The sequence below is a fragment of the Dolomitihabitans soli genome, assembly GCF_022213955.1.
Lineage (GTDB): Bacteria > Actinomycetota > Actinomycetes > Streptosporangiales > Streptosporangiaceae > Streptosporangium_A > Streptosporangium_A soli.
In genome coordinates this window covers 345,830-368,839 of sequence record NZ_JAKNTW010000004.1, presented here as the reverse complement: position 1 = coordinate 368,839, position 23,010 = coordinate 345,830, and the positions used below count along the sequence as shown (strand labels likewise).

The 23,010-nt window shown below is 72.1% G+C and carries 17 protein-coding genes and 1 pseudogene; 12 read left to right on the top strand and 6 right to left on the bottom strand.

Annotated elements, in window-relative coordinates:
• Positions 1 to 311: 311 nt before the first annotated feature.
• From MBA17_RS50355 to MBA17_RS11020, 4 genes and pseudogenes are all read right to left on the bottom strand, one after another.
• Positions 312 to 965, bottom strand: a pseudogene (locus MBA17_RS50355) (cellulase family glycosylhydrolase); the annotation flags it as partial.
• An 844-nt stretch (positions 966 to 1,809) separates the two neighbouring features.
• Entirely contained in the window at positions 1,810 to 4,593 is a 2,784-nt protein-coding gene (locus MBA17_RS11030; RefSeq protein WP_238496243.1) for an AfsR/SARP family transcriptional regulator, read from the bottom strand.
• A gap of 118 nt (positions 4,594 to 4,711) precedes the next feature.
• The gene (locus MBA17_RS11025; RefSeq protein WP_238496242.1) at positions 4,712 to 6,346 is read right to left on the bottom strand and encodes an FAD-binding oxidoreductase; all 1,635 of its coding nucleotides are present in this window, start codon (positions 6,344 to 6,346) and stop codon (positions 4,712 to 4,714) included.
• A gap of 74 nt (positions 6,347 to 6,420) precedes the next feature.
• A complete protein-coding gene (locus MBA17_RS11020) occupies positions 6,421 to 7,350 on the bottom strand; it encodes an MFS transporter (RefSeq protein WP_238496241.1) in 930 nt (309 codons plus the stop codon).
• Here MBA17_RS11020 and MBA17_RS11015 point away from each other — a divergent pair.
• The gene (locus MBA17_RS11015; protein WP_238496240.1) at positions 7,324 to 7,821 is read left to right on the top strand and encodes an ROK family protein; all 498 of its coding nucleotides are present in this window, start codon (positions 7,324 to 7,326) and stop codon (positions 7,819 to 7,821) included. The genes MBA17_RS11020 and MBA17_RS11015 overlap by 27 nt on opposite strands.
• Before the next feature lie 146 nt (positions 7,822 to 7,967).
• Positions 7,968 to 8,909: a universal stress protein gene (locus tag MBA17_RS11010; protein WP_455432736.1), complete on the top strand. Its 942-nt coding sequence runs from the start codon at positions 7,968 to 7,970 to the stop codon at positions 8,907 to 8,909.
• Between the two features lie 219 nt (positions 8,910 to 9,128).
• On the opposite strand, the gene MBA17_RS11005 is transcribed toward MBA17_RS11010, so the two are convergent.
• Both MBA17_RS11005 and MBA17_RS11000 read right to left on the bottom strand, forming a co-directional pair.
• Complete coding sequence (locus MBA17_RS11005; RefSeq protein WP_238496239.1) at positions 9,129 to 9,905, bottom strand: 6-phosphogluconolactonase; 777 nt, start codon at positions 9,903 to 9,905, stop codon at positions 9,129 to 9,131.
• Positions 9,906 to 10,108: 203 nt separating this feature from the next.
• The gene (locus MBA17_RS11000; RefSeq protein WP_238496238.1) at positions 10,109 to 11,038 is read right to left on the bottom strand and encodes an ROK family protein; all 930 of its coding nucleotides are present in this window, start codon (positions 11,036 to 11,038) and stop codon (positions 10,109 to 10,111) included.
• A 195-nt stretch (positions 11,039 to 11,233) separates the two neighbouring features.
• Here MBA17_RS11000 and MBA17_RS10995 point away from each other — a divergent pair, with 195 nt between their 5' ends.
• Genes MBA17_RS10995 through iolD form a run of 10 tightly spaced genes read left to right on the top strand, consistent with a single transcriptional unit; the run spans position 11,234 to position 23,010 of the window.
• Complete coding sequence (locus MBA17_RS10995) at positions 11,234 to 12,634, top strand: CehA/McbA family metallohydrolase (RefSeq protein ID WP_238496237.1); 1,401 nt, start codon at positions 11,234 to 11,236, stop codon at positions 12,632 to 12,634.
• Positions 12,635 to 12,691: 57 nt separating this feature from the next.
• Positions 12,692 to 13,696, top strand: a complete 1,005-nt coding sequence (locus MBA17_RS10990; RefSeq protein WP_238496236.1) for an extracellular solute-binding protein — start codon at positions 12,692 to 12,694, stop codon at positions 13,694 to 13,696.
• Positions 13,696 to 15,405: an ABC transporter permease gene (locus MBA17_RS10985; protein WP_238496235.1), complete on the top strand. Its 1,710-nt coding sequence runs from the start codon at positions 13,696 to 13,698 to the stop codon at positions 15,403 to 15,405. The genes MBA17_RS10990 and MBA17_RS10985 overlap by 1 nt, the downstream gene beginning before the upstream one ends.
• A gap of 14 nt (positions 15,406 to 15,419) precedes the next feature.
• Positions 15,420 to 16,475: an ABC transporter ATP-binding protein gene (locus MBA17_RS10980; RefSeq protein WP_238496234.1), complete on the top strand. Its 1,056-nt coding sequence runs from the start codon at positions 15,420 to 15,422 to the stop codon at positions 16,473 to 16,475.
• Between the two features lie 32 nt (positions 16,476 to 16,507).
• A complete protein-coding gene (locus tag MBA17_RS10975) occupies positions 16,508 to 17,632 on the top strand; it encodes a Gfo/Idh/MocA family protein (protein WP_238496233.1) in 1,125 nt (374 codons plus the stop codon).
• Positions 17,629 to 18,510 (top strand): sugar phosphate isomerase/epimerase family protein, encoded by an 882-nt coding sequence (locus tag MBA17_RS10970; RefSeq protein WP_238496232.1) that lies wholly within the window; start codon positions 17,629 to 17,631, stop codon positions 18,508 to 18,510. Before MBA17_RS10975 ends, MBA17_RS10970 begins: the two co-directional genes overlap by 4 nt.
• A gap of 10 nt (positions 18,511 to 18,520) precedes the next feature.
• Positions 18,521 to 19,447 (top strand): 5-dehydro-2-deoxygluconokinase, encoded by a 927-nt coding sequence (gene iolC / locus MBA17_RS10965; RefSeq protein ID WP_238496260.1) that lies wholly within the window; start codon positions 18,521 to 18,523, stop codon positions 19,445 to 19,447.
• Positions 19,440 to 20,315 carry a Cgl0159 family (beta/alpha)8-fold protein gene (locus MBA17_RS10960; protein WP_238496231.1) on the top strand — a complete coding sequence of 292 codons (876 nt, stop codon included), beginning with the start codon at positions 19,440 to 19,442 and terminating at the stop codon, positions 20,313 to 20,315. The genes iolC and MBA17_RS10960 overlap by 8 nt, the downstream gene beginning before the upstream one ends.
• Positions 20,312 to 21,160, top strand: a complete 849-nt coding sequence (gene iolB, locus MBA17_RS10955; RefSeq protein ID WP_238496230.1) for a 5-deoxy-glucuronate isomerase — start codon at positions 20,312 to 20,314, stop codon at positions 21,158 to 21,160. The genes MBA17_RS10960 and iolB overlap by 4 nt, the downstream gene beginning before the upstream one ends.
• The gene (gene iolD / locus MBA17_RS10950; RefSeq protein WP_238496229.1) at positions 21,157 to 23,010 is read left to right on the top strand and encodes a 3D-(3,5/4)-trihydroxycyclohexane-1,2-dione acylhydrolase (decyclizing); all 1,854 of its coding nucleotides are present in this window, start codon (positions 21,157 to 21,159) and stop codon (positions 23,008 to 23,010) included. Before iolB ends, iolD begins: the two co-directional genes overlap by 4 nt.

Sequence of the window (23,010 nt, the reverse complement as noted above, 5' to 3'; positions counted from 1 at the left end):
CCGGCGAGGCCGCTGCCGCCGGTGTCGGTGGAGGCGGTCCAGGTGAGGGTGGCTCCGGTTGAGGTGAGGTTGGCGGCGGTGGGGGTGCCGGGGGTCGTCGGCGGCGTCGTGTCGGTGCTGCCACCGCTGTAGATGGTCGCCTCCTTGGCGGTGGACGAGATGCCGTTCGCGCCGTTGAAGATCCGCTGGCCCCAGGAGGTGAGGCTGCCGGCGTCGAAGTTGTTCGTCATGTCGAGATAGCCCACGTCGCTGCTGTTGCCGCTCCAGGACCAGCCGATGTAGCCGAGGCCGCGCGACTGCGCCTCCGACATGATCGTGTCCTCGTCGGGGTTGCCGTCGCTGTGGTTGTGCCCGAACTCGCCGATCACCAGCGGCAGCCCGGCGGTCTGGAAGGCGTTGAGGTAGGAGGTGACCTCGGCGGCGGTGTCGAAGACGCCGTACATGTGGACGGAGAAGACCGTGTTCCGGTCGGGGTCGGCGTTGAAGACGGTTCGGGCGTTGTCGCGCATGGTGAAGCCCCAGTCCTGGCCCCAGTTGGGGGCGTCGACCATGAGCAGGTGGTCGAAGCCCGCGTCGCGCATCCTGGTGATCGCGCTGGTGGTGGCCTGGGTCCAGCCCGGAGTGGTGGCGTTGTTGCCGAACGGCTCGTTGCCGATGTTGATGATGATGTTGTTCTCCTGGCCGTCCAGCGCGCTCTTGACGCTGATCCAGTAGCTGACGGCGGCGTCCAGGGTGACCGCGCCGCTCTGCTCGCCGTACCCGGTCGTGTCGTGGTTTTCGAGCACGCAGATCAACCGGTTCGTCTTGCAGAGGGCGACCACGTTGGCCACGTCGGCGGCGGTGTTGGCAGTCCAGCGGCCGCCGCTCAGTACGACGCGCACGGTGTTCGCGCGCAGTGACTTGATGCCGGCGAAGGACGCGGTCTGGCCGGTGTACCAAGTGTGTGCGTGGCTGGTGCCGCGCATGACGAAGGTGCTGCCGTTGGCCTCGACGATGTTCGTGCCGCTCACTCTCAGCCCGACGGCGGCGTTCGCGGGCGGCGCGGCCACCAGCATCGAGAAGAGCAGCGACAAGATCGCCGCCCCTATGAGTCCGAGTCGCGTTCTCATGGACTGCCTTTCATTGCATTAACCGGTTAAGTGAATGGTGTCGATTGATCGCCGGCGTGTGGGGAACACGGTTCCCGCGAGATCGGCGGGAGCGCTCGCATGGTCCTCAAATTCGGCGCGCGTGTATAGCGCGGCACCGCCCCGGATGGCGTCCGCCGTGTCCGGAGGGCCTGCGACATCGGCGCTTGTCGCCGGTGCGGGTGGCCGGCGGTTGAAAGTTTCAGGTCGGCTGCCGTGTCCCGGGCGGGAGCGTCCCGGTGCCGGTCGGGGGGCGATGCGGACGCTCCGGCGTCACGGAGGCCGGCCTCGTCGACCCCCTCGGGCCGCTGCCTGAAGGCATGATCCGCACGTCCGGCGGAGGTGAGTGCTTTGTGAGGGAAATGCCAGCGGGCCTGCCTAGATTCGTCATCGCCTGGGAAACAGGACGACGAACGGAGAACATCATGCGAACCAAGGGTTGTCTCGCACACGGCGGAGCCGTCTGCGGCAGGAGCGTCCGCGTCACCTGGCGGGGGGCGGGGGGGCCCTGGGGCGGGGGGGCGCCCGGGGGGGGGCCCCGGGGGCCCGCCCCGGCACGTCAGGTGACCGGTCGCATCGGGGCGATGACTCCCGCCGCGGTGGTGCCCGGGGAAGCGAGAAGGAGACGGGGTGGTCGGAGTGCGGTGGTATCAGGGGAACCGGCGACGGCGGGCGCGGTCCGTTACGACGTGGGGCGGCCAGGTGCTGAGGAAATGGTTTCGGCGAGACGCCGCTGGAGGGCGTCAGCGCGGGCGTCGTCGAGGGCGGTGAAGATCGCGGCGGCCGCGCGCCAGTGGGACCGGGCCGTCGCGAGGTCGCCCGACTCGCGTACGGCGTCGCCGAGCCGGCTGAGGAGGTCCGCCTCGCCTCGCCGGTCCTCGGACTCCCGCATCAGGTCGAGCGCCCGCTGGAACACCTGGGCCGCCTCGCCGTACTCGCCCAGGCCGGTGTGGGCGACGCCGAGGATGCGCAGGGCGTCGGCGCTGCGGTGGCGGTCGCCGAGGGCGGTGTAGAGGGTGAGCGCCTGGCCCGCGCCGGCCAGGGCCTCCGCGTGGCGGCCCGCCTCGTTGTCGTTCTGCGCGATGTCGTCGAGGGCCTCCGCCTCCAGCCGCCGATCGCCGATCTCGCGGGCGATGTCCAGCGCCTGGCCGTAGCAGTCGGAGGAGTCGGTCAGGCGGCCCAGCCGGAAGTACGCGGTGCCCAGGTTGACCAGCACGTCGCCTTCGAGATCGCGGTCACCGGTGCGGCGGGCCAGTTCCAGCGCCTCGCCGTGGCGGATGACGGCCTCGTCGACCCGGCCGAGCCGGGTGAGCACCAGAGCGAGATGGTTGAGGGCCAGACCCTCCTCCAGCGGCTCGCCCGCCAGCCCGCTCGACCGCGCCGCGACCTGGTAGAGCGCCGCCCACGCGGCTCCGGGAACGTGGAAGTCGAGGAAGGAGGCCAGCACCCTGGGCAGCCGCCAGGCGAGGTCGTGCCGGCCGCGCGCCGCCGCCAGGTGGGCGGCGGCCATCAGGTTCGGCAACTCCTCCTCGTACCATTCGACGGCGTCCTCCGCGTCGGCGAACGCGAGCGGGGTGACGTCGGCGGGCGCGGGACCGGGGAAGAAGGGACGGCCTCCCGGGGGGAGGTGCCTGGCGGCGTCGCCGGCGGTGTGGAGGTACCAGTCGAGCATCCGCCGCAGCGCGGAGTCCTGGTCCGCGTCCGCGCGGGCCCGTTCGGCGGCGTAGTCGCGCAGCAGGTCGTGGAAGTCGTAGCGGCCGGGAGAACGGGACCGGAGCAGGTGGTCGGCGGTGAGCCGGTCGAGGGACCGGGACACGGCCGCGACGTCCGTGCCCGCCAGGGCCGCCGCCGCGCCCGTGCTCACCTCCGACCCCGGATGCAGGCCGAGCAGCCGGAACAGGCGGGCCGAGCCGGGCTCCAGCGCGCCGTACGTCCAGGAGAAGACCATCCGCAGGTCGGTGTCGTCGCCGTCGCCGGTGTCGAGCGCGGCCAGCCGGGTGCGTTCGTCCCGCAGGTCGGCCACCAGCTTGCCGAGCCGTACCCCGGGGAACCGCGCCGCCCGCTCGGCGAAGATCCGGAGCGCCAGCGGCAGCCGGGCGCAGCGCTGCACGATCTCGCGCACCGCCTCGGGATCGGCGGCGACGCGCTCCCGGCCGAGCACCTCCGACAGCAGTTCGGCCGCCTCGGCGGCGGGCATCAGGTCGAGCACGACGCGCCGCGCGCCGTGTTGCACGACCAGGCCGCGCAGCTGGTTGCGGCTGGTGACCACGACGAGGCCGTCGGAACCGGGCATCAAGGGCCGGACCTGGTCGCTGCTGCCCGCGTTGTCGAGCAGGACGAGCATCCGGCGGCCGTTGAGCAGGGTGCGGAACAGGGCCGCGCGTTCGTCCAGCCCGGTGGGGATCCGGGCGGCCGGGGTGCCCAGGCCGCGGAGCAGGGTCTCCAGCGCGGTGGCCGGGTCGACCGGCGGCTGCGGGCCGTACCCGTGCAGGTCGAGGTAGAGCTGGCCGTCCGGGAAGTGATCGCGCACGCGGTGCGCCCAGTGGATGGCCAGCGCGGTCTTGCCCGAGCCCGCGGTGCCCTGCAGCGAGACGATCCTCGGGCCCGGGGACGGGGCGGTGCTCTCCAGCAGCCGGTCGAGGGAGGCCAGTTCCGCCCTGCGCCCGGCGAAACCTGGGATGTCGGGCCGCAGCTGGCGGGGCACCGGCTCGGCACGGGCGCCGTCGGTCGGGCCGAGCGCCGGGTCGTCGGTCAGAATCGCCTGGTAGGTGGCGCGCAGCGACGGGCCGGGGTCGACGCCCAGCTCCTCGGACAGCAGCTCGCTCACCGCGTGGTACGCCTGGAGGGCCTCGGCGTGCCGGCCGCCTCGGTGCAGGGCGAGCAGCAGACGCTCCCAGAACGGCTCGCGCAACGGGTGCGAGCGGGTCAGCTCCCGGAGGGCCGGGACGAGGTCGGCATGCCTGCCGGTCCGCAGCCCGACGTCCAGCCACTGCTCCTGGACCAGCAGCCACTCCTCCGTGACCGGCCCGGCCTCCTCGGCGTGCAGGGCGGCGGAGTCGACGTTGGACAGCACCGGCCCGCGCCAGAGCCCGATCGCGGCGGACAGGTCACGCGCGGCCGTCACCAGGTCGCCGGCCGCCGCAGAGGTCCGCCCCGACCTCGCGAGGGCGCGGAAGCGGAGCAGGTCGAGAGAGCCGGCGTCCACCTCGGCGCGGTAGCCGTCCTGGACGGTGCGGACCACCTCGCGCAGTCCCGGCTGGCGGCGCAGCCGGTTCACGTAACTGTGCACGGTCGCCTTGGCCCGGTCGGGGTCGTCGATCTCGCCCTCCCACAGCCAGGCCGCCAGCCGGGTGGCGGGCACGGTCTCGCCGGGGCGGAGCAGCAGGCCGGAGAGCACCACACGCAGCTTGTTGCCGCCCAGCGGCAGCTCGTGGCCGTCGTCGGCCACAACAAGTGGCCCAAGCACCCGAAATTTCACAAAATCACCCCCTGTTGACCTGCATAACATGCAAGGTCACGCTATCGCGTGCGGAAGGGGTGTCGATGATTATTCGACAGGGGACGAAGTGTCAGTGCCCGCCGACTCAGGCCGCGCCGCCTGATGGTTCGACGGACTGCGCGTGCCGGAAGACGTTGTTCGGGTCCCAGCGCTTCTTGGCCCGCTGCAGCCGGGCGTAGTTGGTGCCGTAGTAGAGGGTCGACCAGGGCACGCCGGAGGTGTTCCACTCCGGGGAGCCGAGGTCGACGTCCGGGTAGCCGATGTAGCAGCCGTCCGTGTGCGCGCTGTGCGCGGGCACGCCGTACGGGTACATGTCCCGGTACAGCGAGCGGATCCACCGCAGCTGGTCATCACCCGTCTGCCCCGCCGGCCAGTATGCCTGGTGCTGCAGTTTCATGACGGAGTCGCGCTGCACCGTCGCGGTGTCATCGGGCCGCCGCCGGTTGATCGCGGAGCCGTAGGAGTCGATCTGCACCACCGCGTCGAGGGGGACCGTGGTGTTCCTCTTCAGATAATCCCACAGCACGCCCACCTGGTCCTCCGGCAGCCGGGTGCGCATGTAGGCCGACTTGTGCTTGCCGCACCGGGCGTTGCTGTGCGGCACGCCGATGATCCTTTCGACTACATCCCAGGGCAGGGGGGCGGGTTCGGCCGCGCCGGTGAAGAGGTCGCCCAGCATGGCCAGGGCGGCGAACTCCCCGCGAGCCTCGGTGAGCGGATCGAGATCCCGCCCCACGCCCGCGTTGATCTCGTGCTGGAAGTCGGTGATCAACCTCCGGGCGTCGCGGACCCCGGAGTCGATCTGGGCGACCAGGCCGATCTCCTTGCCGCTGCCGTGGCTCAGCAACAGCATTCCGAACAGGGCGGCGTACTCGTCGTCCGGGCCGCCCTGGTGCCGCTCGAAGAAGGCGCCGTAGTTCTCCACGATCCGCCGGAAGCGATCCTCGTCGACGTGCTCCCACTTCCAGCCGCCGGTGGCGAGGAAGGCGCTCTTGGGGGCTTTGGGCAGACCGCGGAACCATAGTCGGGTGATGACGCCGAAGTTGCCGCCGCCGCCCCCGGTGTGCGCCCACCACAGGTCCGCGAGGGCCGGGTCGGTGTCGTCGGCGGTGGCGGTGACCAGCTCGACCTCGCCGTTCGCCGCCACGACGGCGACCTCGACGGCGTGCAGGTAGTCGACGGTGAGCCCGTGCTGACGCGACAACAGCCCGAACCCGCCGGCCACCACGTGCCCGCCGATCCCCACCGTGGCGCACGAGCCGCCGGGCAGCGTCCGGCCGGCCCCCACGTACAGCATCTTGTTGAGGTACCCGATGGTGACGCCCGCCTCGACGCAGACGGTGTCGGTGGCCGTGTCGACCTGGACGCCGTCCATGAGCGACATGTCGATGATCACCCGGACGTCGGGAGCGCACACGAAATCCTCGTAGCAGTGCCCGCCGGACCGGATGGTGATGCGCGACTTCTCCGGCGTCGACGGTTCGGCGAGGGCCTCCCGCAGGGCGTGCTTGACCTCCTCGCCGGTCCTGGGCAGCCGGATGTACTCGGGCTCGGCCCGCCATCTGGGGTTGTAACCGCGGCTGAGCGGGCCGTAACGGGGGTCGTCGGGCTCGATCTTGACGCCGGATCGCCGGTCTGGCCGCACCGCTGTCACATCCTCCAGGTCGGGGTACGGCCAGCGGAAGCTGGGCGGAGGGCGTGCCGTACCGGGTTGGTTCATACCCGGACGTGTACAATGTGTAGTTATGTGACTTCTAAAGGTGTCGGCCGGTGACGATTTCAGCCCGCTGGGTGTCACGGGCTCGCCTGCGATCGTGCCGGGGAGCCGCTGGGCTCGGCAGTGCCGCCGGTGCCGCCGGTCCTATCGGTCCTGTCGGCCGGGCGCAGGGCGCCGGCGCACAGCGCCATGGCCGCGATGACGCAGGTGATCAGGCCGAACGCGACCGGCAGCGAGGACGCACCGGCTATCCAGCCGGTGACGGCGGGCGCGACGAGCGTCGACAGGTAGGTGATCGTCGTGGCGCCCGCGACGCCCTCGCCGGCGGTCGGGGCGGCGTTGCCGGCGGCGGCGATGACCAGCGGCACGACCACCGCGACACCCAGGCCGATCAGCGCGAATCCCACGATCCCCAGGGCCGGTGCACGGGCCGCCACGACCACGACGCCGCCGGCCGTGGCGAGCACGGCGCCGGCGCGGACGGTCGCGACCGGCCCGAAGCGGCGGATCACCAGGTTGCCGCCCAGCCGGGCGAGGGCCATGCAGGAGGCGAAGACGGCGAAGCAGGCCGCCGCCACCCCGGCCCCGCCGCCGGTCACCTGGCCGATATAGATGGCCGACCAGTTTCCGCTGGCGCCCTCGGCGAAGGTCGCGCAGAAGCCGACGAAGCCGATGGCCGCGATCGACCGCGTGGGCACGGCGAAACGCGGCGGTGCCACACCCCCGGGCTCCGGGCGCGTGTCGGGCAGGCCCCGGCCCACCAGGCCGCCCGCCACCAGCAACGTCAGAGCCATCAGGCCGAGGTGGACCCGGGCGTCGACGCCGGCCTGTGCCGCCAGCACCCCGACACCGGCGCCCGCCAGGCTGCCTACGCTCCACATGCCGTGCAGTCCTGACATGATCGACCGACCCAGCCGCCGCTCGACCAGCACTCCCTGGGCCGGCACCGGCTCGACGCCCCCGTCGTCCTGGAGAACGAGGTGAACCTGGCCGCCATCGCCGAGCATCGCGCGGGCTCGGCACGGGGCAGGGACGACTTCGTCCTGCTCTGGCTCGACGACGGGGTGGGCGCCGCCGTCGTGCTCGACGGCAGGCTGCGCCGGGGGGTGTCGGGCGGCGCGGGGGAGATCGGGTACCTCGACGTGTCGGGAACCCGGCTCTGCGATCTGGTGGGGGCCGCCGCCGTGCGGAACCTGGAGGCGGACGCCGTGGCCGAACGGATCGCCAGGGGCGTCTTCCCCATGGTCGCCGTGCTCGACCCCGGGCTCGTCGTCCTCGGAGGTGAGATGGGCCGGTCGGGCGGCGAGGCGCTGGCGGCCCTGGTGGGCGTGCGCCTGGCCGCCCTGAGCCCGATTCCCACCCAGGTCAGGCCCGCCACCACCGGCGACGACCCGGTCCTGCGGGGAGCGGTGTTCACCGCGCTCGCCACGGCGCGCGACGACCTCTTCGGGCCTCCCGTGCCGTCGTCGGCAGGGTGACCGCCGCCGCGATCAGCGGCGGGGACGGTCGAGCCGCGCACGACGAGTCCGGGACGCATCAGCGGGGAACGGCTGGTGAGCTTCGCGTTGAGAGGCCGTCGGTTGAGCGGGTCTGATGGTTATGCTGGGGCTGCGGAGCGAAATGAGTGGGAAGTGGTCTGGGGGAGATCATGATCGTGGTGGGTGTGGACGGGTCCCGTGCCGGCTTGGAGGCGGTCGGCTGGGCCGTCAGGGAGGCCGCGCTGCGGCGGGCCGGCGTGCGGATGGTGCACGCCGTGCCGAAGTGGTCGATGGAGATGTCGGAGACCGTGCCGTACGCCGAGGTGGGCCGGTGGATGCGGGAGTGCGCGGCCGGCGTGCTCGCGGAGGCGGTCGAACGGGCCGCGCGGGAAGGGCTTGACGTGGCCGTCGAGTCCGAGTGCCTGCCGGGCGACCCCCGGCCGGTCCTGATCGAGTCGGCTGGTGATGCCGAGCTGCTGGTGGTCGGCAACCACGGGCTGGGCGGCTTCCGCGGGTTGCTCGTGGGATCGGTGGCCCTCGGGATCACCGGGCGCGCGCCGTGCCCCGTGGTGATGGTGAGCGGTGCGCCCGCCGTCGCGGACGACACGGACGAGGCCGCCCCGGCCGGCCCGGCGGCGCTGCCGCATGGCGAGGTGGTCGTGGGGGTCGACGGGTCCGACGGCGGATCGGCGGCGATCGGGTTCGCGTTCGCGGAGGCGGCGCTGCGGGGCGCCGAGTTGCGTGCCGTACACGCGTGGAATCATCTGGCCCCGGGGGCGGGGTTCGACCCGATACCGGTGATTCCGGAGGAGGGTGCGGAGCGGCGGTTGCTGGCGCAGGCGCTGGCGGGCTGGCGCGAGCGGTATCCGTCGGTGAAGGTGACCGAACAGGCCGATCGCGGACATCCGGTGGACGTGCTGCGCAACGCCTCGGCCCACGCCGACCTGCTGGTCGTGGGATCGCGGGGGCGCGGCGGGATGACCGGGCTGATCCTCGGCTCGGTGAGCCACGCCGTGCTGCACCACGCGAGCGGTCCCGTCGCGGTCGTGCCCGACGGCTGGCAGCAGCCGGTGCTCTCGCAGGCGTAGTCCCGCGCGGCTTCCGAGCTCTCAGACGATCATGTCCAGCCGGTGGTGGCGTGGCCTCGTGCGCGGGTTCCGCGGATGACCGGCGACGTGTGCATGCGCGGGCGTGGCCCGGCGGCGGATGTGAGAGTGCGGGGGCGTGACACCGGCCGGTCCGGGTTCCGTGGATGACCGGTGGACGTGGGGGCGTGGCCCGGCCGGATCGGGTCGTGTACCGGGCGGTCAGGTGGTGGCGGTGCGGTCGGCGTAGATCTGGGGGTTGCGGCCCTCGGTGACGATGGTGGCGGGCCAGCCGGGGTCGTACGTTCCGGCGGTCGCGATGCGTTGGTACGCCTGGCGTTTGTGCTCGCCGTCCAGCAGGAGGACCAGGCGGCGGGACAGGCCCGCGATGGTGGCGGGGCCGACGGTGACGCCGTGGTCGGGGACCTCCGCCGATGAGGCGAAGGCCGGGAAGGTGCCCAGGTTGTCGCGCTTGGTGGTCTCGGCCAGGCGGACGATCCTGGTGGCGGCCTCGCGCGGGGTGCCGGGCGGGTTGAACGCGACGTGCCCGTCCGAGCCGCCGCTGGCCAGGATGAACAGGTCGATGCCGCCGGCGTCGCGCAGCCGCTCGTCGTACTGCTCGGGAGCCGCGGGGTCCGGCAGCCACAGCCCCCCGACCGGTTCGGGCGCGGCGGCGGAGAGCGGGCCCGCGATCTCCTCCCTGCCGAACCGCCGGCAGCTGAAGTGCGCGTCCGCCGGCACGTGCGCGAACCCGCCGCTGGGACCGGGCACCACGTAGTCGTCCATCATCGCGATGACGAGGTGCCCCAGCGGCAGACGCCGCCGTGCCACCTCTGCGGCGAGCGCCGCGTAGGTGGGCCGGGGGGTGCGCCCACCGGGACAGCCGAGCAGGTACGGCACGCCTTCGGTCCGTGCCTTCTCGATGCCGTCGGCGATCTCCGCGGCGAGGACGCGGCCGATCGTGGCGGCGTCGGGGAACACCTGGACGGGGATGGTCATGGCGAGCCTTCCTTCCGCGTGGCCGGGCACCGTGGACGAGTTCCCGTCACCGGACCCGGGTGGGCGTGCTCTGGGGTGGATGCGATCGGGGTGGTGAGGGCTCGGTGGGATGGGGACCGAGCGGGCGGAACTTGGTGGACGCGATCGAGGTGGTGAGGGCTCAGGGGATGGGGACCGAGCGGGCGGAACCTGGTGGACGCGATCTAGGTGGTGGGGGAGCGGGCGTCGGGCGCTGGGGCGGCGGGGGCCTGGGTGGCGAGGGCGGCGCCGATCACGCCGGCGTCGGGGCCGAGGGTGGCGGTGACCATCCGTGGTCCGAGCGGGCGGCGGGCGGTGAGTTCGGCGAACCGGCGGGCGGCGGTCCGGGTGACCTCGGCTCCGCTGGTGCCGAGGCCGCCGCCGAGCACGACGAGGTCGGGGTCGAGCAGCGAGACGAGCCAGTCGGCGACCGTGCCGAGGGCGCGGCCCGCGCTGTCGGCGACGGCCCGCGCGGTGGAGTCGCCGGGCAGTTCCCTGGCTCCCGCCACGGGGACGCCGGTGGCGGCGGTGTAGCGCTCGGCCATGCCCTGCCCGGAGGCGTACCGCTCCAGGTTCCCCCGCCAGCCGGGGTCCACGACGGAGGGCACGCCCAGCTCGCCGAGCGCGATGGCCTCGCCGCGGCGGCCGGCGACGCAGACGCCGTCGAGGACGAGGGTGTGCGAGAGTCCCGTGCCCCAGGAGATGTAGAGGACCGACCGGAGGCCGGCGCCGGCGCCGAGCCGGGCCTCGGCGAGCGCTCCGCAGCGCACGTCGGACTCGATCACCACCGGTATCCCCGGCAGCAGCCGGGCGAGCAGGTCTCCCGGCTGCTCGCGCCAGGCCACCACCTCGTCACTGGTCAGCCTGCCCGCGCTGATGTACTCGGGGAACCCCGCGCCCACGGCGGTGATCGTCAGCCCGGCGGCTCCGGCGCGGGCGGCCAGTTCCGCCGCGACCCGCAGCGTGACCTCCGAGCCCGGATCGGCGCCGCGTTCGTCCCTGCTGGGCAGTGACCACGTCTCGCGGACCGTGCCGTCGCGGTGCACGAGAGCGCCGAGAACCTTGGTGCCACCGACGTCGATTCCCAGCAGAACATCGTGATCAAAAGGGTGCAATTGCAGTCTCCGGCCGCGTTTAGCCTGGTCGTCAGAGGTCTATATCAATCAGCGACCATACAACAGATCCACCTAATGTCTTAACAAAGTTTGACACGACCGCCCGTCTGCCAGTAGAAATCGTGCATACGGCGACAAACCGCCCCGAGTGCGTCTCTGTAGCCACTCGTCCCTGTAAGAGAGGGTATGCGCCTGATGTCCGGTGGTACCGATCTGCTCACCGTCGATGCGAGCCTGCCCGCGCCAGACCCCGATCTGCACTATCTCCACTACCCGATGGACGTGCCGGAGGGCTGCGCGGAGATCGAGCTCGTGCTGGAGTACGACAAGATCATGGACGTCGTCCAGATCTACGCCGTGCTGCTGGAGCCGGACGGCACCTTCCGCGGCCACGTCCAGTGCCCCGGCGGGCCCGGCCCTCGCCGCCTGACCATCGGGATCGGTACGGCCACCGCCACCCCCGGCTGCGTGCCCGGGCCGATCCCCGCGGGCCGCTGGACCGTCCGCCTCGACCTCGACCGGCACAAGCTGCCCGCGCCGTACCGGCTCACGGTGACCGCCACGCGGGGCACCGGCACGCCGGGCGGGCCCGCGAGGGAGATCGGGCCGGTGCCCGCCGAGCCCACGGGCGGCCCCGGCTGGTACCGGGGTGAGCTGCACAGCCACTCGATCCACTCCGACGGGCGCAGGCCCGTCGGAGACCTCGTCGCCGCCGCCCGCGCCGCGGGCCTCGACTTCCTCGCGGTGACCGACCACTTCACCGCGAGCCACTGGCAGGACCTGCCGGACCACGAGGACGACGGGATCGTGCTCCTGCACTCCATGGAGCTGACCAGCCACCGGGGCCACGCGAACCTGCACGGGCTCAGCCGGTGGGTGGACACCTACGTCGACCGGCCCGGTCACACCATGACCGACGTCGCCGCCGACGTGCACGCGCAGGGCGGGCTGGTGTGCGTCAACCACGCCTTCAGCGGCGACCAGTCGTGGCGGCGGTTCGAGACCGACTGGCGGGACGTGGACCTGATCGAGGTCTTCCACCTCCAGCAGGGCTCCAACAACGACGCCCAGGTCGGCCTGTGGGACCGGCTGCTGACCGCCGGCCACCGGGTGATCGGCGTGGCCGGCAGCGACTGCCACGACCCGCACGACCCGGGACAGGCGCTCGGCCAGGCGATCACCGTGGTGCACGCCGAGGAGGGCACCGAACGCGGCATCGTCGAGGGCCTGCGGGCCGGCCGGGTGTGGCTCCGCCGCGGCGCCGACCTCGACATGCGCGTCCACGGCGCGCCCATGGGCGCCACGGTCAGCGTGCCGGGCGGCGAGGTGCTGCTGGAGGCGGACGTGCGCGCGGAGGAACCCGTCGTGCTGTTCGTCATCCGCGACGGCCTGCTCCAGGCCGTGCTCCCGGTCGAGGAGAAGCCCGGGGAGTGGCAGCGGCTGACCCTCGCCGACCGGATCACCGCCCCCGGCTACTACCGGGTCGAGGTGCACGCGGATCCGGGTCGTCATGATCCCCAGTTCTGGGCGAGCTGCCTTCGGGACCACGGCTCGCTACGCGCCGCGGGCAACCCGGTGTGGGTACGGCCCAGCTAGGTGCTGGATCGTGCCAATCCCCCCGATTTCCTTCAGGAGAAGTCTCTGATGCGCTATTTGAAGGTTCTGAGTGTCGGCCTGCTCGCCGTCAGCCTGTCCACCTGCTCCGGCGTGCTGACCAACAACGCCAGCGGTTCCGGCAAGGGCGACGGCAAGTCCCTGACGCTCTACTCCGTCAGCGGTCCCGAGGTGACCGACCCCATCCTCGCGGAGTTCAAGAAGAGTCACCCGGACATCGTGGTGACCAAGATCGCCCTGCCGGGGACCGGTGAGGCGTTCGCACGGGTCAGGGCGGAGAAGGACCGGCCGCTGGGCGACGTCATCTGGGGCGGCTCGTCGGAGATCTACTCCTCGAACGCCGACCTGCTCGCCGCCGCCGAACTGCCGAACGACGCGGCGACCGCCGCGAAGGACCCCAAGCACATCTGGCACGCGACGGACCTGCTCTTCCAGGCGATCGCCGTCAACACCGAGAAGTTCCCCGACGAGTCCAAGCACCCCAAGACCTTCGAGGACCTGGTCCGGCCCGGCTGGGCCGGCGGGAAGATCGCGTTCGCCACGCCGAAGTCCTCGGGCACGTCCTACAGCCTGCTCACCACCATGGTCACGCTGCACGACTGGGACTACGTCACGAAGTTCGCCGCCAACGCGCGGATGCTCGACGGCTCGACCGCGATGTTCAACCTCGTCAAGGACGGCGAGGTCGGCACCTCCTTCATCAACGAGGACCTCGGCGCCAAGTGGGTCGCGGCCGGCGTCAAGCTGAAGCTGATCTACCCGGCCGACGGCGTGTCCAGCCAGATCGGGTCGGCCGGCATCATCAAGGGCGCCAAGAACGAGGCCGCCGCCAAGACCTTCGTCGACTTCCTGATGTCGAAGGAGGCGCAGCAGGTCATGGTGGACAAGGTCCAGCGCCGCTCGTCCCGCACGGACGTCACCGCGCCCCTGGGGCTGCCGCCCGTCGAGCAGCTCAAGCGCGCCGAGATCGACGAGACCTGGGCGGCCGGCGACAAGGACGAGATCCTCGACAAGTTCGACGCGGCCGTGAAGAGCGCCCGCTGATGACGGTGACCGAAGCGCCGCCACGACCGGGCAGGACGGCGGCCGTCAAGGCCGCGCGGTCCCGGTCGTGGCGTGACCCCTGGCGGCTCGCCGCCCTCTTCGCCCTGCTCATCCTGCTGATCTTCATCGTCTACCCGCAGCTCTGGATCGTCAGGTCGGCGTTCACGAGCGACGACGGCGCGTTCACCCTGGCCCGCTTCGTCGCCTTCGTCGGCGACGACACCTTCACCACCCCGCTGGTGCACAGCGTCGTCGTCAGCGTGGCCGTCGGGATCGGCGCCGCGCTGATCGCGGTGCCGTTCGCGTTCGTCATGGCGAGGTACCGCATCCCGGGCCGCGAGGGCATCCTCACCATGCTCACGATGGCCACCACCTCGCCGCCGTTCCTCGGCGCCTACGCGTGGCTGCTGCTCCTCGGCAGCGGCGGGATCATCACCAAGGGGGCGAAGGAGGCGGGGATCCCGCTGCCCTTCGACACGATCCTCGGCGTCGGCGGCATCATCTGGGTCGGCGTCTGGTTCACCTTCGCGCTGATCTTCCTGATGGTGTACGACGCGTTCCGCGCGGTGGACCCGGCACTGGAGGAGGCCGCCGCGTCCGTCGGGTCGCGCCCGCTGCGCACCCACTGGAAGCTCACGCTGCCGCTGGCCGTACCGGCCATCGCGACCGGGTTGTACCTGGCCTCGATGCGGATCTTCGCCGACTTCGGCACCCCCATGCTGATCGGCGGCGGCTTCCAGATGCTGCCCGTGGTGGTCTACCAGAACTTCCTGTCCGAGGTGCAGACCAGCACCGGCACGGCGGCGGCGGCCAGCGTGATGATGGTGCTCGTCTCGGCGGCGGCGCTCGTCGTGCAGCGCAGGATCGTGTCCAGGCGGTCCTTCGCCGTGACGGGCAGCAAGGTCCAGCCCCTGCGAGAGCTGCGGCCCGTGCCCCGGGCGTTCGTGCTGGCCGGCATCTGGATCACGCTGCTGATCTCCTTCGTCCCGCACATCGTGGTCGTCGGCACCAGCTTCCTGCGCTGGCAGTCGGGCATCCTGCAGTGGGAGCCGACCATGGAGAACTACAGCACCCTGCTGGCGGACTCCCTCCAGCCGATCGTGCTCAGCTTCGTCTTCGCCGGGATCGCCTGCCTGCTGGCGCTCGTGATGGGCGTGGTGGTGGCCTACATCGTGGCGCGCAAGAAGTTCAGGATCTCGGCCCCGCTGCTGAACAACCTGGTGATGGTGCCCTACATCCTGCCCGGCACGGTGTTCGCGATCGGGTTCATCCTGGCCTTCAACCACCTGCCGGTGATCCTCACCGGCACGGCCCTGATCCTGGTGGTCGCCTACTTCATCAGGCGCCTGCCGTACGTCATGAAGTCGATCGAGACGGCGCTCGGGCAGGTGCACCCCTCGCTGGAGGAGGCCGCGATGAGCGTCGGGGCCGCGCCGCGCCGCAGCTTCCGCGACATCGTGATCCCGATCATCCGGCCGGCGGTGATCTCGGGCGGCACGGTCGGCTTCCTGCAGATGATCACGGAGCTGTCGGCGACCGTCATGCTCTACGCCGTTCCCTGGGTGACCATGACCGTGGTCATCTTCACCAACGCCATGCAGCCGGGCAGCCCCTTCGGCGTCGCCTCGGCCATGACGACGGTGCTGATGGTGTCGATCTACATCCCGCTGTACCTGCTTCGCCGCAAATACAGGACCCTGTCCTTCTGATCCGGAGCCCCACCATGAAATCCACCAGCCTCGACATCCGCGTGGACGGCATCTCGAAGTCGTTCGGGCCGGTCAGCGCGTTGGAGTCGGTAGATCTGCACGTGCCCGCCGGGCAGCTCGCCACGCTGCTCGGAGCCTCGGGGTGCGGGAAGACCACACTGCTGCGGATCATCGCCGGCTTCGAGACGGCCGACGACGGCGGCATCCGGTTCGGCGAGAAGGACATCGCCAAGGTGCCCGTCTGGAAGCGGCGCATCGGATTCGTCTTCCAGAGCTACGCCCTGTGGCCGCACATGACCGTCGAGGAGAACGTCGCGTACGGCCTGCGCCTCCGCAAACTCCCCAAGGACGACGTCAAGGCGAAGGTCGCCCACGGCCTGGCCATGGTCGGCCTCACCGGCAGGGAGAACCGCCACCCCGGCCAGCTCTCCGGCGGCCAGCAGCAGCGGGTCGCGCTGGCCCGCGCCCTGGCGCTGGAACCCGACGTGCTGCTGATGGACGAGCCGCTGTCCAACCTGGACGCCAAGCTGCGCGTCGAGATGCGCAGGGAGATCCGCAGGATCCAGCAGGAGACCGGGATCACCGCGATCTACGTGACCCACGACCAGGACGAGGCGCTGGAGATCTCCGACGTCGTCGCGGTGATGAACGGCGGCAGGGTCGAGCAGGTCGGCACCCCCGAGGAGATCTACGAACGGCCGGAGACGACCTTCGTGGCCTCCTTCGTCGGCAGCGTCACCCTCCTCGCGGGCACCGTCGCGCCGGGCGGCGGGCTCGACCTCGACGGCCTGGGAACCGTGGAGTTCGGCGGCCCGCTCGGCGAGGCGGGCCGGCCGGTGACCGTCGCGCTGCGCCCGGAAGACATGAGCATCGTCGACGGTGGGCAGGCTCAGTTCACCGGGCGGGTGGTGCACAGCAGCTTCCAGGGCAGCACCCGCGAGTCGGTCGCCGAGCTTCCCGGCGGCCAGCGGCTCTGCTTCGAGCACCGGCGTCCCCTGACCACCGGCTCCGTCGTGGGCCTGACCGCCGACCGTCACACCGTCATCGTCAAGGACACGGGCGTCGCCTGACGTCCCCTCGCGTAACAGAGAGAAGTCATCCATTGCGTCTCGGCATCATCGGCCTCGGGCTCATCGCGCAGGCCGTACACCTGCAGAATCTCCAGACGCTGCGTGAGTCCTACCAGGTGACCCACGTGTGCGACCTGTCGTCCGCGCTCGCCGCGCAGGTCGCCGCCGAGTACGGCGGCGCGGTCAGGCACTCCGCCGACGCCGCCGAGGTGTTCGCCGACCCCGAGGTGGACGCCGTCCTCATCCTCACCCCCGGCACCCACGCCGCCCTGGCGCACCGGGCGTTGTCGGCGGGCAAGCACGTGCTGGCGGAGAAGCCGCTGGCGCACACCGTGGCCGAGGCCGCGGCGCTGGGCGAACTGGCCGCCGCGAAGGGCCTGGTGCTGCAGGTCGGCTACATGAAGATGTACGACCCGATCATGGCGAGGGCCCGCGCCGAACTGGCGAACATCGGCGCCCCCCGGCTGGTCCGGGTCACCGTCCTGCACCCGGACGACGAGCCGCAGTTCGCGCACGCCCGTCAGGTCAGGCACGGCGACGCCGACCCCGCCGCGATCCAGGCCGCCGTCGCGAGCGAACGGGACAGGGCGGCCGAGGCACTCGGCGACATCGGCGAACCGTTCATGTCGATCTACACCGACGTGCTCCAGGGGTCGGTCGTGCACGAGCTGTCGGTGCTGCGCGCCCTGTTCGGCGAGCAGCCGCTGACCATCGCGCACGCCCAGGCGGGAGACCTCCGGGCCGGCGTCAGGCTCACCGAGCCGCCGCAGCTCCAGGCGCTCGGCACCCTCGGCGCGAGCCAGCTCTCGCTGTCGTGGAACTGGCTGCCCGACCACCCCGAGTACGGCGAGGAGATCGCGGTGTTCGGCTCGGCCGGGCGGCTCTACCTGCGCATGCCGGGCCCCTACCTGCGCGACGCCCGCGCCGAACTGACCGTCGAGACGGTGCAGGGCGGCGAGCGGGCCACCACCCGGCTGCTCTCGGAGCACCGCACCGGCTTCGTGCACGAACTGCTCGCCTTCCACGCCTCGGTCACCGAGGGCGCGCCCGTCCTGTCCACCGCCGCCGGCGCGGCCTACGACATCGCCGCGCTGCAACAGCTCGCGTCGGTGCTGGCGCAGGCGCACGGCGTGAAGTCCGGAGGAGAATCCCGTTGAAGATCGCATCGGCCCCCTGCAGTTACGGCGTCCACGGACACTCGACCATCGACCTCCCGCCCGCCGAACTGCTCACCGCCATGGCCGCCGCCGGATACACCGGCAGTGAGCTCGGCCCGCCCGGGTTCTTCGGCACCCCTGAGGAGACCGCCCGCGTCTTCGCCGACAACGGCCTGACCGTCGTGGCCGCCTACGTGCCGCTGCATCTCTCGCTCTCCGACGAGGCGATGGCCGCCGACCTCGCCGGGATGCGGCACACGCTCGAAGAACTGCGCGCCTCCGGCAACCCCGACGCCAGGGCGGTGCTCGCCGACGAGGGCGATGACGCCCTGCGCGCCGACCCGTGGCGGGCCCCCGGCGAACGCGGCCTGGACCGCGCCGGATGGCAGCGCGCCGCCGAGCGGATCGCCGCCGCCTGCGAGGTCGTCAGATCGTACGGCGTGACCCCCACCTTCCACCCGCACTACGCCACCTACGTCGAGCAGGCGCAGGAGATCGACACGCTGCTGGAGCTGACCGACGTCGGGCTCTGCCTGGACAGCGGCCACTTCGCGCTCGGCGGCGCCGAACCGGCCGAGTACGCCGCCAAGTACGCCGACCGGATCAACCACGTCCACGTCAAGGACGTCAGGCACGCCGTCGTCGCCGAGGCGAAGGCCGCCGGGAACACCGACCTGGAGGACTGGTGGTCCCAGGTGAGCTGCCCGCTCGGCGAGGGCGACGTCGCGCTGACCGGCTTCCTCGCCGCGCTGGCGGCCGGCGGCTACGACGGCTGGCTCGTCATCGAACAGGACCGCGCCGCCGTCACCCCGCAGACCTGGGACGAGACCGCCGCCCACCAGCTGCACAACCGCGAATGGCTGTCCCGTGCCCTTTGACGTGCTGACCATGGGCAGGATCGGGGTCGACGTCTACCCGCTGGAGATCGGCGTCTCGCTCCGCGAGGTCAAGACCTTCGGCAAGTATCTCGGCGGCAGCGCCACCAACGTGGCCGTCGCCGCGGCTCGCCACGGCCGCGCGGCCGCGGTCGTCACCAGGACGGGCGCCGACCCGTTCGGCGAGTTCCTGCACGACGCGCTGCGCGGCTTCGGGGTGGACGACCGGTACGTCACCGCCGTGCCCGGAATGCCGACTCCGGTGACCTTCTGCGAGGTGTTCCCGCCCGACGACTTCCCGCTGTACTTCTACCGGTTCCCGACGGCTCCCGACCTGCAGATCCGCGCCGCCGAGCTGGATCTCGACGCGATCCGCGACACCGGGATCTTCTGGGTGACCGGCACCGGCCTCTGTCAGGAGCCCAGCCGGACCGCGACGCTGGCCGCCCTGGAGGCCCGCGCCAGAAGCGGCATCACGGTGCTCGACCTCGACTACCGGCCGATGTTCTGGGAGTCGCGGCAGGCCGCCGCCGAACAGGTCCGGCGGGCGCTGCCGTACGCCACCGTCGCGGTCGGGAACCTCGACGAGTGCGAGACCGCGGTCGGCACCCGCGACGCCGGGCGGGCGGCGGCGGCGCTGCTCGCGGCCGGCGTCGAACTGGCCGTGGTGAAGCAGGGCCCCGACGGCGTGCTGGCCACCGACGGGACGCGGACCGTGGTCGCGCCGCCGCTGCCGATCGAGGTCGTCAACGGGCTCGGCGCGGGCGACGCGTTCGGCGGCGCCCTGTGCCACGGGCTGCTGGCGGGCTGGGACCTCGCCAGGGTCATCCGCTTCGCCAACGCGGCCGGGGCGTTCGTCGCCGCCCGGCTCGCGTGCGCCGACGCCATGCCAACAGCCTCCGAGGTGGAGGCACTGCTGCGGGAAGGGCCTGATGATTAGAGACACGCTGGCGACGCTGGTCACCACGAGGGCCAACCGGCCCTCCGCGATCGCCGAGGCCGCTGCGCTGCGCGTGCGTCCCACCGGACTGCTCGGCGAGCACGGGAAGCTCATGGTGATCGCCGCCGACCACCCGGCGCGCGGCTCACTGCGCGCCGGGCGGCGGCCGCACGCCATGGCCGACCGGATGGACCTGCTCGACCGGTTGTGCACCGCGCTGGCCCGCCCCGGCGTCAACGGGGTGCTCGGCACGCCCGACATCATCGAGGACCTGCTCCTGCTCGGCGCCCTCGACGGGAAGGTGGTCGTCGGCTCGATGAACCGCGGCGGGCTCGCCGGCTCCGCCTTCGAGATGGACGACCGCTTCACCGGCTACGACGCGGGCAGGATCGCGGCGATGCGCTTCGAGGGCGGCAAGACGCTGACCCGGATCGACTACGAGGACCCCGCGTCGGTCTCCACCCTGGAGGCCACCGCCCGCGCCGTCAGCGACCTGGCCTCCCATGACCTGCTGGCGATGGTCGAGCCGTTCATCTCCAGCCGCGTAGACGGCGCGGTACGCAACCAGCTCACCACGGACGCCATGCTGAAGGCCGCCACCATCGCGGCCGGGCTCGGCAGCACCTCCGCCTACACCTGGCTCAAACTCCCCGTCGTGGACGACATGGAACGGGTGATGGCCGCCACCACCCTGCCCGTGGTGATCCTCGGCGGCGAGGTCGACGAGGACCAGGACGCCACGTTCGCGCGCTGGGGCAAGGCGCTCGCCTGTCCCACCGCCCGGGGCCTCGCCGTCGGGCGATCCCTCCTCTATCCGCCGGACGACGATGTCGTCTCCGCCGTCGACGCCGCTGTGGGGCTGCTGTGAACGTCTACCGGAAGGGCGAGCTGGCCGCCGGGCCGTACGAGCTGGAGGTAACGCCGGTGACCGCCGGGTGGGGGTTCTCCGGGCTGCGCGTCCTCGAACTGCCCGCCGGGGGCGAGCACACGTTCGGCACCGGCGAGGAGGAACTGATCGTGCTGCCGCTGCGCGGCGGTTGCGTGGTCACCGTGGACGGGGAACGGTTCGAGGTGACCGGCCGCGACGGCGTGTTCGAGCGGGTCACCGACTTCGTCTACGCGCCCAGGGACGCGGAGGTGCGGATCGCCTCGGCCGCCGGTGGCCGGTTCGCGCTGCCGTCCGCACGGGCCGGCCGCCGGCTGCCCGCGAGGTACGGCCCGGCGGAGGCGGTACCGGTCGAGATCCGGGGGAGCGGTACGGCGAGCCGCCAGGTCAACAACTTCGCCGCCGCCGACGTCTTCGAAGCCGACCGGCTGATCGCCGTGGAGGTGATCACCCCGGGCGGCAACTGGTCGTCGTACCCGCCGCACAAGCACGACGAGGAACGGCCGGGGGAGTCCAGGCTGGAGGAGATCTACTACTTCGAGGGCAACGGGTTCCAGCGGGTGTACACCTCGGGGCCGGGCCGCGAGATCGACGTGTGCGCCGAGGTCGGGCCCGGCGACGTGGTGCTGATCCCGCACGGCTACCACGGCCCGTCGATGGCGCCCCCCGGCTACGACCTCTACTACCTCAACGTGATGGCGGGCCCCGGCGAGCGGGTCTGGCTCGCCTGCGACGACCCCCGCCACGCCTGGGTGCGCGACACCTGGGCCGGCCAGGCCGCCGACCCCCGGCTGCCCCTCACCACCGCACAGGGGAGGACCTCGTGAAGCTCACCGTCGCCCAGGCGACCGTACGGTTCCTGGCCGCCCAGTGGAGCGAGCGGGACGGCACGCGGCAACGGCTGTTCGCCGGCTGCCTCGGCATCTTCGGCCACGGCAACGTCGCCGGCCTCGGCCAGGCGCTGCTGGAGGCCGGCGACGACCTGCGCTACTACCTCGCGCGCAACGAGCAGGCCATGGTGCACACCGCCGTCGGCTACGCCCGGATGCGCGACCGGCTGTCCACCTTCGCCTGCACCACGTCCATCGGGCCCGGGGCCACCAACATGGTCACCGGCGCGGCCCTGGCCACCATCAACCGGATCCCGGTCCTGCTGCTCCCGGCCGACACCTTCGCCACCAGGGTCGCCAATCCGGTGCTTCAGGAGCTGGAGGACCCCCGCAGCCACGACGTGTCGGTCAACGACTGCTTCAAACCGGTCTCCGTCTACTGGGACCGGATCCAGCGCCCCGAGCAGCTCGCCTCCGCGCTGCTCGCCGCCATGCGGGTGCTCACCGACCCGGCGGCCACCGGCGCGGTGACCCTCGCCATGCCGCAGGACGTGCAGGCCGAGGCGTACGACTTCCCCGACGAGCTGTTCGCCGAGCGCGTCTGGCGGATCCGCCGTCCCGTTCCCACGCCCGAGGACCTGGCCGACGCGGTGGAGCTCCTGCGCGCCTCCGCCGCGCCGCTGATCGTCGCCGGCGGCGGCGCCGTCTACTCGGGCGCGACCGACGCGCTGCGCCTGCTGGCGGAGACCACCGGCATCCCGGTCGCGGAGACCCAGGCGGGCAAGGGCGCGCTGCCGTACGATCATCCGTCCGCGGTGGGGGCGATCGGCGCCACCGGGACCACCGCCGCGAACGAGCTGGCCCGCGACGCCGACGTGGTGATCGGCGTCGGCACCCGGTGGAGCGACTTCACCACCGGGTCCCGCACGGTCTTCGCCCACCCCGGCGTCCGGTTCGTCAACCTCAACGTGGCTCCGGTGGACGCCTACAAGCATGCCGGCGTGCCGCTGCTCGCCGACGCCCGCGCCGGCCTGGAAGCCCTGTCCGCGCAGCTGTCCGGCTGGTCGGTGCCCACCGCCCACCGCGAGCGCGCCACGACGCTGGCCCGCGCGTGGGACGCGGTCGTCGAGCGGGCCTACACGCGTCGCCACCGGCCGTTGCCCGCCCAGTCGGAGATCATCGGCGTGGTCAACGCGCTGAGCGGCCCTCGCGACGTGGTCGTGTGCGCGGCCGGTTCGATGCCGGGCGACCTGCACAAGCTGTGGCGTACCCGCGACCCCAAGGGCTACCACGTGGAGTACGGCTTCTCGTGCATGGGTTACGAGATCGCGGGCGGGCTCGGCGTCAAGCTGGCGGACCCGGAGCGCGAGGTGTTCGTGCTGGTCGGCGACGGCTCCTACCTGATGATGGCGCAGGAACTGGCGACCGCCGTGCAGGAGGGGATCAAGCTCACCGTCGTGCTGGTGCAGAACCACGGCTTCGCCTCCATCGGCGCGCTGTCGGAGTCGGTCGGCTCCCAGCGGTTCGGCACCGGCTACCGGTACCGCGACGATTCCGGCCGGCTGGCCGGTGACCTGCTGCCCGTGGACCTCGCCGCCAACGCCGCCAGCCTCGGCGCCCGGGTGCTGCGGGCCACCACCGTCGACTCCTTCCGCGACGCGCTCGCCGAGGCCAAGGCGTCGCCGGTCACCACCGTCGTGCACGTCGAGACCGACCCGTACGTGCCCGCCCCCGACTCCGGCGTCTGGTGGGACGTGCCGGTCGCCGAGGTGGCCGCGCTCGACTCCACCCGCGAGGCCCGCGCCGGATACCTCGAGAACAAGCGCGCGCAGCGCGACTACCTGTGA

Excerpts from the sequence above, each read along its gene's own strand:
- MBA17_RS11005 (WP_238496239.1), bottom strand. The coding sequence starts at position 9,905 with ATGACCATCCCCGTCCAGGTGTTCCCCGACGCCGCCACGATCGGCCGC.
- MBA17_RS10960 (WP_238496231.1), top strand. The coding sequence starts at position 19,440 with ATGATTAGAGACACGCTGGCGACGCTGGTCACCACGAGGGCCAACCGG.
- MBA17_RS10995 (WP_238496237.1), top strand. The coding sequence starts at position 11,234 with ATGTCCGGTGGTACCGATCTGCTCACCGTCGATGCGAGCCTGCCCGCG.
- MBA17_RS11025 (WP_238496242.1), bottom strand. The coding sequence starts at position 6,346 with ATGAACCAACCCGGTACGGCACGCCCTCCGCCCAGCTTCCGCTGGCCG.
- MBA17_RS10985 (WP_238496235.1), top strand. The coding sequence starts at position 13,696 with ATGACGGTGACCGAAGCGCCGCCACGACCGGGCAGGACGGCGGCCGTC.
- MBA17_RS11020 (WP_238496241.1), bottom strand. The coding sequence starts at position 7,350 with ATGCTCGGCGATGGCGGCCAGGTTCACCTCGTTCTCCAGGACGACGGG.
- MBA17_RS10980 (WP_238496234.1), top strand. The coding sequence starts at position 15,420 with ATGAAATCCACCAGCCTCGACATCCGCGTGGACGGCATCTCGAAGTCG.
- iolC (WP_238496260.1), top strand. The coding sequence starts at position 18,521 with ATGGGCAGGATCGGGGTCGACGTCTACCCGCTGGAGATCGGCGTCTCG.